Source organism: Cellvibrio sp. PSBB023 (genome assembly GCF_002007605.1).
Taxonomy (GTDB): domain Bacteria; phylum Pseudomonadota; class Gammaproteobacteria; order Pseudomonadales; family Cellvibrionaceae; genus Cellvibrio.
This window is the reverse complement of sequence record NZ_CP019799.1, coordinates 3,067,731-3,079,648: the sequence shown is the minus strand read 5'-3', so window position 1 is coordinate 3,079,648 and position 11,918 is coordinate 3,067,731. Positions and strand designations below refer to the sequence as shown.

At 51.6% G+C, this 11,918-nt stretch carries 14 protein-coding genes; 5 read left to right on the top strand and 9 right to left on the bottom strand.

What is annotated here, in order from left to right:
* Positions 1–2: 2 nt before the first annotated feature.
* From B0D95_RS13440 to pip, 3 genes are all read right to left on the bottom strand, one after another.
* Positions 3–368, bottom strand: a complete 366-nt coding sequence (locus B0D95_RS13440) for a ribonuclease E inhibitor RraB (protein WP_078044369.1) — start codon at positions 366–368, stop codon at positions 3–5.
* 57 nt (positions 369–425) lie between these two features.
* Positions 426–866: a D-aminoacyl-tRNA deacylase gene (gene dtd, locus B0D95_RS13435; RefSeq protein WP_078044368.1), complete on the bottom strand. Its 441-nt coding sequence runs from the start codon at positions 864–866 to the stop codon at positions 426–428.
* Between the two features lie 109 nt (positions 867–975).
* Entirely contained in the window at positions 976–1,947 is a 972-nt protein-coding gene (gene pip / locus B0D95_RS13430) for a prolyl aminopeptidase (RefSeq protein WP_078044367.1), read from the bottom strand.
* Positions 1,948–2,138: 191 nt separating this feature from the next.
* Here pip and B0D95_RS13425 point away from each other — a divergent pair, with 191 nt between their 5' ends.
* A complete protein-coding gene (locus B0D95_RS13425; RefSeq protein WP_078044366.1) occupies positions 2,139–3,272 on the top strand; it encodes a PQQ-dependent sugar dehydrogenase in 1,134 nt (377 codons plus the stop codon).
* Positions 3,273–3,364: 92 nt separating this feature from the next.
* Positions 3,365–3,745: a gamma-glutamylcyclotransferase gene (locus B0D95_RS13420; protein WP_168172453.1), complete on the top strand. Its 381-nt coding sequence runs from the start codon at positions 3,365–3,367 to the stop codon at positions 3,743–3,745.
* A gap of 17 nt (positions 3,746–3,762) precedes the next feature.
* On the opposite strand, the gene B0D95_RS13415 is transcribed toward B0D95_RS13420, so the two are convergent.
* Together B0D95_RS13415 and B0D95_RS13410 are read right to left on the bottom strand one after the other, a co-directional pair.
* A complete protein-coding gene (locus B0D95_RS13415; protein WP_078044364.1) occupies positions 3,763–4,044 on the bottom strand; it encodes a DUF6482 family protein in 282 nt (93 codons plus the stop codon).
* 32 nt (positions 4,045–4,076) lie between these two features.
* Complete coding sequence (locus B0D95_RS13410; protein WP_078044363.1) at positions 4,077–4,451, bottom strand: thiol-disulfide oxidoreductase DCC family protein; 375 nt, start codon at positions 4,449–4,451, stop codon at positions 4,077–4,079.
* Positions 4,452–4,634: 183 nt separating this feature from the next.
* Here B0D95_RS13410 and hemH point away from each other — a divergent pair, with 183 nt between their 5' ends.
* On the top strand, positions 4,635–5,657 hold the full coding sequence (hemH, locus tag B0D95_RS13405; protein ID WP_078044362.1) for a ferrochelatase: 1,023 nt from the start codon (positions 4,635–4,637) through the stop codon (positions 5,655–5,657).
* A gap of 47 nt (positions 5,658–5,704) precedes the next feature.
* Here the strand turns inward: hemH and B0D95_RS13400 are convergent, their stop codons facing one another.
* Positions 5,705–6,508, bottom strand: coding sequence for a sulfite exporter TauE/SafE family protein (locus B0D95_RS13400; RefSeq protein ID WP_078044361.1), 804 nt, complete (start codon positions 6,506–6,508; stop codon positions 5,705–5,707).
* A 147-nt stretch (positions 6,509–6,655) separates the two neighbouring features.
* Positions 6,656–8,407, bottom strand: a complete 1,752-nt coding sequence (typA, locus tag B0D95_RS13395) for a translational GTPase TypA (RefSeq protein WP_244904622.1) — start codon at positions 8,405–8,407, stop codon at positions 6,656–6,658.
* A gap of 259 nt (positions 8,408–8,666) precedes the next feature.
* On the opposite strand from typA, the gene B0D95_RS13390 reads away from it, so the two are divergent.
* Together B0D95_RS13390 and B0D95_RS13385 are read left to right on the top strand one after the other, a co-directional pair.
* A complete protein-coding gene (locus tag B0D95_RS13390; RefSeq protein WP_078044359.1) occupies positions 8,667–8,897 on the top strand; it encodes an antitoxin in 231 nt (76 codons plus the stop codon).
* A 12-nt stretch (positions 8,898–8,909) separates the two neighbouring features.
* Positions 8,910–9,314, top strand: coding sequence for a type II toxin-antitoxin system VapC family toxin (locus B0D95_RS13385; RefSeq protein WP_078044358.1), 405 nt, complete (start codon positions 8,910–8,912; stop codon positions 9,312–9,314).
* A gap of 21 nt (positions 9,315–9,335) precedes the next feature.
* On the opposite strand, the gene ccmC is transcribed toward B0D95_RS13385, so the two are convergent.
* Together ccmC and thiI are read right to left on the bottom strand one after the other, a co-directional pair.
* The gene (gene ccmC, locus B0D95_RS13380; RefSeq protein WP_078044357.1) at positions 9,336–10,067 is read right to left on the bottom strand and encodes a heme ABC transporter permease CcmC; all 732 of its coding nucleotides are present in this window, start codon (positions 10,065–10,067) and stop codon (positions 9,336–9,338) included.
* A gap of 359 nt (positions 10,068–10,426) precedes the next feature.
* Positions 10,427–11,905, bottom strand: a complete 1,479-nt coding sequence (gene thiI, locus B0D95_RS13370; RefSeq protein ID WP_078044355.1) for a tRNA uracil 4-sulfurtransferase ThiI — start codon at positions 11,903–11,905, stop codon at positions 10,427–10,429.
* Positions 11,906–11,918: the final 13 nt, after the last annotated feature.

Below are 11,918 nucleotides of genomic sequence, written 5' to 3'. Positions count from 1 at the left end.
GTTTATTCAATCACCGCGCCCCAACCATCAGATTTACCACCGAGCGGGCCAGCTAATTCATTCAAGTGTGCCTGGATGCGTTGTATTTCATGGTATTCCGGCACCATATTAATAAACACCACTACCGCCCAGAAAGGCCATGACTCTTCGTTCTCTGCGGTCATGACTTCACCTTCTTCCAGGTCACCTTCATCGTAGAGCGCATGAGCTTTGTAGCCTGCTGCTTGTAGTGCCGTTTCTATTTGCAAAGCGGTGGCTTCATCGGGGCAGTGCACGCCAAATTCCAAATCCATCGGCGCGGTTAAATCGATGCCGTGTTCATGCAACATTTGCAACAGACCGCCATCGTCATCATTAGGAAATTCCATAGTCTTCTCCAGTAAAAGTGAGTAATCAGTGGTTAATAAGAGTGGGGTGATGCTGCGCTACTGCATTTCTAACATAAAAGTGACCGGGCCATCGTTAACGAGGGCGACTTTCATATCGGCAGCAAATATTCCTGTTTCAACAATCGGATGCTTGCGGCGCAGCTGTTCGACAAGATAATCATAAAGTTCCTTGGCCTGTGCTGGTGGCGCCGCCGAGGAAAAACTGGGGCGCAGGCCTTTGTTGGTATCTGCCGCGAGGGTAAATTGCGATACCACTAAAATGCCACCCGCGATTTGCTGCAGGTTGTAATTCATTTTGTGGTTTTCATCGGAAAACAGGCGATAGGCGAGGATTTTATCGATAAGTTTATCGGCTGTTTCCGTCGTGTCATTTTTTTGAATGCCGAGCAGCAGCAATATTCCCTGATCTATCTTGCCGACAATCGCATTGTCGACGGTGACGGATGCTGTGCTGACTCGTTGCAATAAACCTAACATGCAGTGTCCATCTGTAACTGGGGTGAATCGGTGTTGGATAACATGGATGAGCCACTAAAAATAACGGAGCCATGAGGCTCCGTTAGCGGTGAAGCGGCAAGCGCCACAATCATGCGAGGCGATCGCTGGTTTGCAGGATTTTTTTGGCGAGATCATCGGTCGCGCGGATCAGTGCATCCACAATGCCCGGCTCCCGTGACGCGTGGCCCGCTTCGCGGATAATTTGCAACTCTGAACCCGGCCAGGCTTTGTGCAGCGCATAGGCGTTGTCCAGCGGGCAAATCACATCGTAGCGGCCATGCACAATCATGCCGGGAATGCCGGCGAGTTTATGGGCATCGCGCAGAATCTGGTTGTCCTCCAAAAAGGCATTATTCATGAAATAATGCGCTTCAATGCGCGCGAGCGACAGCGCGCGGTGCGGTTCGGTGAAGGAGTCGACTACGTCCTGGCAGGGTTTGAGTGTGGCGGTGCGCCCTTCCCAGCCGGCCCAGGTTTTGGCGGCAGACATTTGTTGAATCTGGTTCTCGCCAATCAGTTGGCGATAGTAAGCGGAGATCATATCGCCGCGCTCTGCCTCGGGAATTTGCGCGATAAAATCGTCCCAGAAATCGGGGAATAAACGGCTTGCGCCCTCCTGGTAAAACCAGAGTAAATCCTCGCGGCGGCAGAGGAAAATCCCGCGCAAAATGAGCCCCATCACCCGCTCAGGATAGGTTTGGGCATAGACCAAGCTGAGTGTTGAGCCCCAGGAACCACCAAATAACACCCATTTATCAATTCCCAGGGTGGTGCGAATGACTTCGATATCTTCCACCAGTTTTTGCGTGGTGTTGTTGTTCAATTCGGCGTGTGGGCGCGAGCGGCCCGCACCGCGCTGATCAAACAAGACAATGCGATAAACTTCCGGATCAAAAAAACGGCGATCATATTTTCCGCAACCGGCGCCCGGGCCGCCGTGCACAAACAATACGGGGATACCATCGGGGTTGCCGGATTCATCGACATACAATTCGTGGGGGGCTTCTACAGCGATCTGGTGACGTTGGTAGGGTTTGATCTCGGGATAAAAAATCTGCATAAACTCGCCTTGTTCGGGTCAGTGTTCGGGGCATTCACACCGGGATTAGATTTTCATAAAGGTAGCACATCCCCCTGTTAAACCCGAATCTTTTCTGTGCGCCGGGTCTAGTTCACGGGGCTTAACAAAGCTTGATTTGCTGCCCACCACCCCGCTTGTTACCCTGACTCAAATTGATTCAGGAGACTGCTATGACATTACTTACCCCACTGCGTAAGCTCAGCTTACTGGCCTGCCTGGCCTTAAGCCCACTGGTCGACGCCAAAACCCTGGAAGTCAAGACCGAAACCGGAACGATTCAAGTGAAAACCGTGGCGGAAGGTTTGCAAAACCTGTGGGGCATGGCGTTCCTGCCCGATAGCCGCATGCTGGTTACCGAGCGTGCCGGGCGCATGCGTATTGTGGGTGCGGACGGCACGGTGGGCGCTCCGTTGGCGGGTTTGCCTGACATTTATGCCCATGGTCAGGGCGGTTTGCTGGATGTGGTTCTGGCTCCTGATTTTGCCACCAGCAAGCGCATTTATTTCAGCTATTCCGAACCGGGCACGGGCGGTAACAGCACGGCGGTGAGCTATGCAACCCTCGCCGGCGATAAGTTGGAAAAGGTCACCCGCGTGTTCAGCCAGCAACCCAAAATCGATTCCAGTGCGCACTTTGGTTCGCGCCTAGTGTGGGCGCCGGACGGCACCTTGTTTATTACCTTGGGTGATCGCTACAGCCAAAAAGACAAGGCGCAAACATTGGATAACCATCAAGGCAAAGTGGTGCGCATCAATGCCGATGGCACTGTGCCCACCGATAACCCCTATGTAAAAACCGCTGGCGCGCTGCCAGAAATTTGGTCTTACGGGCATCGCAATATGCAAGGCGCTGCAATAAATCCCATCACCAAAAAGTTGTGGACTGGCGAGCACGGCCCTCAGGGTGGCGATGAATTAAATATTGATGAAGCGGGTAAAAATTACGGCTGGCCGGTGATCACCTACGGTGAAAACTACGGCGGCGGCAAGATTGGCGAAGGCACACACAAAGAGGGGATGGAGCAGCCTGTTTATAAATGGGTTCCCTCTATCGCGACTGCCGGTTTTATTTTTTACACCGGCGATAAATTCCCCCAGTGGAAAAATAATATTCTGCTCGCCAGCCTGCGTGAGCAAACCCTGGTGCGCTTGACGCTGGATGGCGACAAGATCACTGGCGAAGAGCGCTTGCTGAAAAAAGAACTCGGCCAGCGTTTCCGCTCGGTAGTGCAGGGGCCGGATGGTTTGATCTATGTGGTGAGCGATGAAAGTAAAGCAAAAATTTATCAGCTCTCGCCTAAATAATGTTTTTCGTTTTTACCAAAAACTCCCGCTACGGCGGGTGTTTTTTTATCGGGGCTGAGTGATGACACGCGAAGATTGCTATGCCGGGTGAAATGATTTTTGTCTATGGTACCTTGCGGCGCGGCTGTTCCACGGGCGCACATCAAACCTATCTGGCCGACGCCGAATTTATTGATAAAGCAACCATCAACGGCACTCTATTCCGGGTCAGCTATTACCCCGCGCTGGTATTGGATGCGCAGGCCGGTAAGGTGCTGGGGGAAATATACCGACTGGCTTCGGCGGAGCAATTAGCGCGGTTGGATGCCTACGAAGAATGTACCTATCCCGCCCTGCCGGAACAGGAATACCAGCGCATCAAAATTGACGTTATTACTCACTCGGGTAATGTGGTATCGGCATGGGTCTATGCCTACCAGCGCGCCAGTGACGGTTTGGCGGTGATTGACAGCGGCGATTTTTTGAATCCTTGAGTCACTGCACAGCGCTGTTAATCTTGCAGATCAAAAGGCATGGGCAATTCTGTTTTCTGTGCCGCTTCATTGCCGATCATTTCATCGTAGGGCGATTGCATCACCAGCCAGCCCTTGGTGTAACCCAGTTGTTTCAGCGCCTGTTGGGCGCGAAAAACGCTGGGAAATTTGGCCACTTTTCCATCTGTATTTTTAAGCAATTGCGCCGCATTACTTGAACCTTCCGGCTCTTGTGTAATGCCGGCAACGTAGTGGGTGCAATCGCTGAAACTGAAAATTAATGCGCGTTCGCTGCTCATCACAATAGCTCTCGATTCAATAACTCAATGGTTCAATGGGGATTATCGAGGGCACAGGCGTAGTTTTTACAATAACGCTTATCGGCCCAACGGCGATACATACGATCCACCACACCCGACCAGATTTTCCAGCGCAGCGGTTTCCACAAGAAACCCACGGGCGTGAATGACCAGGCGGTAACATTAGCCTCCACACCCAATTGCCAGCGGCCATCCGGCTGCAACAAATGCAAATCGCGCAGTAGCTGTTCGCGCTCTGCATCGTTAATGCAGCCCAGGGAATGAATATCCACCAGCGTTAATCCAGCGCGTGCGTGCTTACGTAAAAACGCCATCTCCCTTGCGCACAAGGGGCAGCGGCCATCGTAAAAAAGCTGGGCGCTAGCCGTGGGCAGGGGCAATGACATAAATGGCAAACCTCAATCAGTGGTGGTGTATGGCGTGCGTATTTCCGGATCGCACCTTGTTGTAACACCTGTAATTACGTCAGCCAATCCCGCTGCGATCAACCATTACCTCGCTGGATTTCCCGCCCACGAGCGAGTATGTTGTGCCGCTTTCAGGCAGCACAAGCCTTACGGAGATACCCAATGAGCCGATATACCGCTCTGCATTACGACATAGACCCGGTTTTTCACGCAGCCAATAAACCCCGAGCAAAAGTGGGTGTGCTGCTGGCCAATTTAGGCACGCCCGATGCACCAACCACCCCGGCACTGCGGCGCTACCTCGCCGAGTTTCTGGCTGACCCGCGTGTGATTGAAGTGCCGCGTGTCATTTGGCTGCTGATTTTGCACGGCATTATTTTGCGCGTGCGCCCCCGAAAATCGGCCGCGCTTTATAAAAGTGTGTGGACCAGTGAAGGCTCGCCGCTCATGGCGATTAGCAAACAGCAGCAGGCAGCGATTCAGGAGCAACTGGGCGATGGTTACAGCGTGAAACTCGGTATGCGCTACGGCAATCCCTCTATTGCTGGCGCGCTGCGCGAATTACAGCAGGAAGGCGTGCGCCAGATTATTGTGCTGCCCTTGTACCCCCAATACGCTGGCCCTACCACCGGTTCTACCTTCGATGCTGTCGCCAAGGAATTAAAAACCTGGCGCTGGGTGCCTGAGTTGCATTTTATTAATAACTATTGCGATGAGCCGCTGTACATTGAAGCGCTGGCCAATTCGGTGCGCGAGCACATCGACCAAAACGGATTGCCGCAAAAAATTATTTTTTCCTATCACGGCATGCCCAAGCGTTATTTAACCTCGGGCGATCCCTATTTTTGCCTGTGCCAAAAAACCACGCGCCTGGTACAGGAACGCTTGGGGTTGGATAAAAATACTTGTCTCACCAGTTTCCAATCGCGCTTTGGTCGCGAAGAGTGGCTAAAGCCTTATACCGATGAAACACTGGAGCAATTGCCTAAAGACGGCATCAACAATATTGCAATTATATCGCCCGCCTTTAGCGCCGATTGTCTGGAAACCCTGGAGGAATTGGCGGTGGAAAATCGCCATGCCTTTATGGAAGCGGGCGGCGAAAAGTACGCCTATATTCCCGCATTAAATGATCGCACCGATCACATCCATGCGCTGGTGGAATTAATAAAGTCAAAGCACTAAACCTGCCTATTCACTGATGCGCGCGGCAGTTTGCGCGCGCATCAGCATCACCCCAGAACGCTCACCAACATTTGCAGCGATAAGCCTACCAGCAACAGCGCAAATAATTTTTTAAGCAGTGCAACCGGCAAGCGATGGGCGAGTTTTGCGCCCAGCGGCGCCGTGAGAAAACTGACTGCCGCCATCGCGAGCACGGCGGGCCAAAAAATATAACCGAGGCTGTGCGCCGGTAAGTTGGCGACGTGCAATCCATTGATCGCATAACCCACTGCACCTGAGAGGGCGATAGGCAAACCCACCGCTGCAGAGGTGCCAATTGCCACCGGCAAGGCCACATTGCACCAGACTAAAAATGGCACGGTGAGTGTGCCGCCGCCAATGGCGACCAGCGCCGAAATCGCGCCGATTCCCGAACCCGTCGCACTGAGCGCAATGGTGCCCGGCAGCGTGCCTGTTGCCGGTGGTTTGCGATTAAACACCATCTGCAGGGCAACCAGGGCCATAAAACACGAGAAGAAAATGGCCAGCGGTGTGGCCGATAAATAACTCGCCAAAAATGTACCGGCAAAAGTGCCAAGTAAAATTCCTGGCGTAATTTTTATTACGACCGCCCACCGCACTGCTTTGTGTTTGTGATGCGCGCGCAAGCTGGCAATCGCGGTTGGCACAATCGCGGCCATGGAAGTTGCCAGCGCCATATGTACCACATGTTCAGCGGGAAATTGTTGCTGTGCAAATAACAGCGTTAGCATCGGTACCATAATGCCCCCGCCGCCTATGCCAAATAAGCCCGCAAAAAAACCGGTGAAGGCACCGAGTGCGAGCAGGGAAATAATAAAATAAATATCCATTGTGAAAATGTCGTTGGTGCTTGGGCACTCCGGCAGAAGCCTTCTACCGGAGCACCCTGAGAGTTTGTGCGTTGAATCAAAAAAAAAATCCCCATCGTTTTCACTCTGGGGATTTTTTTATTTAACGATTATACAGAGTAGTAATTGTTAGGCTTTTTTGCCGCGCTTACGCTCGTTTTCGGTGAGCAGTTTTTTGCGCACGCGGATGCTTTGTGGCGTTACTTCTACCAGCTCGTCATCTTCAATAAATTCCAGCGCTTGCTCCAGGGTGTGACGGATTGGCGGTGACAGGGTCAGCGCATCGTCAGTACCGGACGCACGAACGTTGGTTAATTGTTTGGCTTTGGTTGGGTTTACTACCAAGTCGTTGGAGCGCGAGTGAATACCCACGATCTGACCTTCGTAAACTTCTACACCGGCACCGAGGAACAAACGACCGCGGTCTTGCAGTGGGTGCAAACCATAGGCGAGGGTTTTACCTTTCACCATGGATACCAGCACGCCGTTTTGACGCTTGGCCACTTCACCTTCTTTGACTGGACCGTAATGGTCAAAAATGGAGGTCATGATGCCGGAACCGGAAGTCATGGTCAGGAACTGGCCACGGAAACCGATCAACCCGCGCGATGGGCAGAGGAATTCCAGCTTGATACGGCCTTTGCCATCCGGCTCCATGTTGGTCAACTCGCCTTTGCGCAGGCCAAGCTCTTCCATCACAGAACCCTGGTGATGTTCTTCTACGTCAATGACCACTTGCTCGAAGGGCTCGTGTATTACACCGTCAACGATTTTCTGGACCACTTCGGGGCGCGATACGCCCAACTCATAGCCTTCGCGGCGCATGTTTTCAATCAGTACCGACAGGTGCAATTCACCGCGACCGGACACAATAAACTTATCCGGTGAATCGCCTTGTTGCACGCGCAGTGCCACGTTGGCAATCAGCTCTTGTTCCAAGCGGTCTTTGATATTACGGCTGGTAACGTACTTGCCTTCTTTACCGGCGAAGGGCGAGTCGTTTACCTGGAAGGTCATGCTTACGGTTGGCTCGTCAATCGACAGGGCTGGCAGGGCTTCGATGCAATCCGGGCTGCACAGGGTGTCAGAAATGCCAAGCTTATCAACACCGGTAATACATACTATGTCGCCCGCGTAGGCTTTGTCTGTTTCGATACGTTGCAAACCGTGGTAACCCATCACCTGCAATACTTTGGCTTTACGGGTATTGCCTTCGTGGTCAACCACAACGATTTGCTGGTTGGGCGACAGGCTGCCGCGAGTGATACGGCCAATACCGATAACGCCCACGTAGCTGCTGTAGTCCAGCGCTGAAATTTGCATTTGGAAAGGGCCGTCGAGGTCAACTTTAGGCGGCTTTACTTTGTCCACGATCATTTGGAACAGCGGAGTCATGTCTTCCGCGATATTGTCCGGATCCAGACCTGCAACACCATTCAAGGCTGAGGCGTAAATGATCGGGAAGTCGAGTTGCTCTTCAGTCGCGCCCAAACGGTCGAACAGGTCGAACACTTGATCCACCACCCACTCAGGGCGTGCGCCCGGACGGTCGATCTTGTTGATCACCACAATCGGATTCAAGCCTTGTTCAAACGCTTTAGAGGTTACAAAGCGGGTTTGTGGCATAGGGCCGCCAACGGCGTCCACAATCAGCAATACCGAGTCAACCATCGACAACACACGTTCTACTTCACCGCCGAAGTCGGCGTGGCCGGGGGTATCCACGATATTGATACGGTAGTCATTCCACTTGATCGCGGTGTTTTTTGCCAGGATGGTAATACCGCGTTCGCGTTCCTGATCGTTGCTGTCCATGATCAAATCGGCGCTGTCATCGCGGCGATCCAGGGTGCCGGATTGACGCAACAACTGGTCAACCATAGAGGTTTTACCGTGGTCAACGTGGGCGATAATAGCGATGTTACGCAGTTTTTCGATTGCTGAATTGTCTGTCACTATGGAAATACTCTTGGGTGGGCGCCTGATGGAAGGCAAAATGAAAGCGTAAAAAGGGCGCGCATTATACCTAGGTTGTCATTACACGGATATGACTAAGAGTGGCTAATTGGTGAAAATTTAAGCTGGCGACATAAATACTTCATGTATATACTTCATGTGATTACACAATGGAGGAATAGTCATGACACTTGCTCGTGTTTTTCAATCCGGTAATAGCCAGGCAGTAAGGCTCCCCAAAGAGTTTCGTTTTGATGTTGACCAGGTTGAAATTTTCCGGCGTGGCGATGAAATTATCTTGCGTGCGGTGAACCCCAATGCCGGCGTTATCTTTGACACACTTACCCGACTCCCAACCGATTTTATGGCACAAGGTCGGGATGATTTGCCTCCTCAGGAAAGGGACGATTTTTAAAAGGGACTCATTATGACAATACGCTATCTGCTCGATACGAATATCTGTATTTATATCGCTAAATATAATCCCGCCTCTGTACGTGCACGCTTCGCACAGCATTCTGCAAATGAATTGGCGATGTCAGTTATCACTTTGGGCGAGTTGCGCTTCGGTGCTGAGAAAAGTCATACAAAAGATCAGGCTATGGCTGTTATTGATGAACTAGCCAGCCTGATGAATGTTGAAGAGCTTGGTGACGGCGTGACCGAGCACTATGGAGACATCCGTGCACGGCTACAAAAGTCTGGCCAGATCATCGGCAATAATGACTTGTGGCTTGCAGCCCATGCCCGCTCTCAAGATTGGGTGCTGGTAACCAATAATGAAAAAGAATTTGTGCGAGTAGATGGACTGCGCGTGGAGAATTGGGTCTAAGTGCAATCTATATCCTGGTTTTTATTTATCGAGTGATAATTCTTTCACCCATTGCTTTTTACGTTCCTGACGTAAAATTTCTATTTGTGTCCAAGCAAACAACAGGCTCAAGTACAAAATATACATGCCCAAGATATTGATGAGTAAAGGCACTAGCATTGATGGATCGATCGCGCCTTTCATGATGGATGCAGGTTGGTGCAAGGTGTTCCACCATTCAACAGACTTTTTGATGATGATCACATTGATCACACCTACCAGAGCTAAAATGGCTGCGGCTTTGTTGCCGGAATCGCTATTTTTGTAGGCATTCTGCAATGCGTAAACACCTAAAAAAAGAAACAGCAATATCAGCATAGATGTAATTCTTGCATCCCACACCCACCAAGTCCCCCATGTTGGTTTTCCCCAAATTGAACCTGTCACTAATGCGGCGAAAGTAAAAGCAGCACCTAAAGATGCTGAGACTTTCATCATCATAAAAGAAAGTTTTGTTTTCCAAATTAATCCTGTGGCGCCCATCAGTGCCATTAACACGTAAGCGACTTCTGCAATATGTGCGACTGGGGCGTGAATATATAAAATCCGGTAACTGTTCCCTTGTTTGGAATCGACGGGCGAAAAGCCTAATCCCCAGACGGTTCCAATGAACAATAAAACGAATGACACTGCGTACATATAAGGAAGCCATGCGGATGCCAAACGGTAAAAACCGGCGGGAGCTCCATATTTATATAACCAAGTCCATTTCATAAATTATTCTCAGTTAATGGATGTTAATTGTTAGTCAATTAAAAGACGGTTGGTTGAAGTTAGGTGTTTGCGAAGTACGCTAGCGATTATTGCCGACCCGTAAAGCTGCACCAAAAATACCACAATAAAAACGCAAAGGCTGATTATCAATAATGGCCAATGCCACTGCTGAAGTTGAATCCTGTACTGTGAAAATAAAATACCCAATAAGTAAAACGGCGTGAAATAAATGAGACACTGCAAAAAGTTGGTATTGGATTCTGGCCTGTGCATAAAGAGCGCAATCAGCGCGATGGAAATGCCGCGCAGATAATCAAACTCGACGATTCGTTCCCTTCGCGCTGTGGGGAGCGCGTCCATCATGAAATAGCGCAGGCACTACGCGGTTCGGGGCGATAAACACCCACATTCAAATGGCCTGCATCCTTGAGGTTGGCGGCGTGTAATTGACTCATCACCCCTTTCTGGCAGTAGAGGAAATACTGGACGCTGCTATCCAACTGCGGGAATTGGTTATTCAGTGAATAGAAGGGAATGACGCGGACTTCCACGCCTTCAAGTGCAAGGGGATTGGCTTCCTGTTCGTCCGGGTGGCGAATATCAATCACCACCTGTCCGGCGATAACTTCACCCACCAGGGGCACGCTCAGGTCGGCATCCAGCTCTTCGACAATTTCGTCGATATTCTGCGCGCGGCGCTCGTCAATCGCGCGCTCCAGAATCGCCATATCAAACTTGCCTTCCTCATGCACCACCCGTGGCAGCTTGGCTTTGATGGTCGGGTTGACCGAAATCACCCCGCAGTATTCCGGCATGCTGGCGGCAAAGCTCTCGGTGCCGATTTTGCGCGACAGGTCGATGATATCGCCCTTGTCCATAGTCACCAGCGGGCGCAGCACCACCGTCTCTATAGCGCGATCAATCACGTTGAGGTTAATCAGGGTCTGGCTGGCTACCTGGGCTACGCTTTCGCCGGTCACGAGCGCGGGGATTTCCAGTGATTCCGCCACCTTTTCGGCAGCGCGCAACATCATGCGCTTGAGTACCACACCCATGTAGGCGTTATCGACCTTTTCCAGGATCTCCTTCAGCACCTCTTCAAACGGCACAGTGACAAACTTGACCCGGTGCGAGGCGCCGTATTTATTCCACAGATAGTAGGCCACTTCCTTCACGCCGATTTCATGGGCGCGGCCGCCAAGGTTAAAAAAGCAGTAGTGGGCGCGCAGGCCGCGTTTGATACAGAGATAGGTGGACACGGTGGAATCAAAACCGCCGGAAATGAGCGACAGCACCGGATCCTGTGCACCGAGGGGATAGCCGCCCAACCCCTGGGTTTTACTGGCGACCACCCATAAGCGCTCGCCTTTGATTTCCAGCGAGACGGTGATTTCCGGCTTTTGCAGCACCACACCTTTGGCGTCTGAGTGTTGCAACAGGCCGCCGCCCACGTACTTCTCCGCCTCCACCGAACTGAAGCTGTGTTGACCTACTCGCCTGATACGCACACAGAAGGTCTTACCGGCCAGCGGCTCACGCCAATGGCGCAGGGTGTGCTGGAAAATCGATTCCAGATCGCCCAGCGGGTACTCGTGGATCAACACAAAGTTAGCGATACCCGGCGTGCGCGCCAGCACATCGGCCACTTGCGCGGTGACTTTGGCATCGGCGCCGGGGCTGCGAATCTCGATTTTTTCCCAATCACGCTGTACATCAATCACCACCCCGATATTCGCCAACAGCAGGCGCAGGTTATCGCGCAACTGTTTGATAAAGCGCTTGCGCACCGGTGGACTTTTGATAGTGATTTCAGGGAAAACTTTGACAACAAAATGCATGAGCGCGCCTAAG

Coding starts and splice junctions, on each gene's coding strand:
- thiI (WP_078044355.1), bottom strand. CDS start 11,905: ATGCATTTTGTTGTCAAAGTTTTCCCTGAAATCACTATCAAAAGTCCA.
- B0D95_RS13440 (WP_078044369.1), bottom strand. CDS start 368: ATGGAATTTCCTAATGATGACGATGGCGGTCTGTTGCAAATGTTGCAT.
- B0D95_RS13420 (WP_168172453.1), top strand. CDS start 3,365: ATGATTTTTGTCTATGGTACCTTGCGGCGCGGCTGTTCCACGGGCGCA.
- B0D95_RS13390 (WP_078044359.1), top strand. CDS start 8,667: ATGACACTTGCTCGTGTTTTTCAATCCGGTAATAGCCAGGCAGTAAGG.
- B0D95_RS13410 (WP_078044363.1), bottom strand. CDS start 4,451: ATGTCATTGCCCCTGCCCACGGCTAGCGCCCAGCTTTTTTACGATGGC.
- B0D95_RS13425 (WP_078044366.1), top strand. CDS start 2,139: ATGACATTACTTACCCCACTGCGTAAGCTCAGCTTACTGGCCTGCCTG.
- B0D95_RS13385 (WP_078044358.1), top strand. CDS start 8,910: ATGACAATACGCTATCTGCTCGATACGAATATCTGTATTTATATCGCT.
- pip (WP_078044367.1), bottom strand. CDS start 1,947: ATGCAGATTTTTTATCCCGAGATCAAACCCTACCAACGTCACCAGATC.
- ccmC (WP_078044357.1), bottom strand. CDS start 10,067: ATGAAATGGACTTGGTTATATAAATATGGAGCTCCCGCCGGTTTTTAC.
- dtd (WP_078044368.1), bottom strand. CDS start 866: ATGTTAGGTTTATTGCAACGAGTCAGCACAGCATCCGTCACCGTCGAC.
- typA (WP_244904622.1), bottom strand. CDS start 8,407: ATGGTTGACCAGTTGTTGCGTCAATCCGGCACCCTGGATCGCCGCGAT.
- B0D95_RS13415 (WP_078044364.1), bottom strand. CDS start 4,044: ATGAGCAGCGAACGCGCATTAATTTTCAGTTTCAGCGATTGCACCCAC.
- B0D95_RS13400 (WP_078044361.1), bottom strand. CDS start 6,508: ATGGATATTTATTTTATTATTTCCCTGCTCGCACTCGGTGCCTTCACC.
- hemH (WP_078044362.1), top strand. CDS start 4,635: ATGAGCCGATATACCGCTCTGCATTACGACATAGACCCGGTTTTTCAC.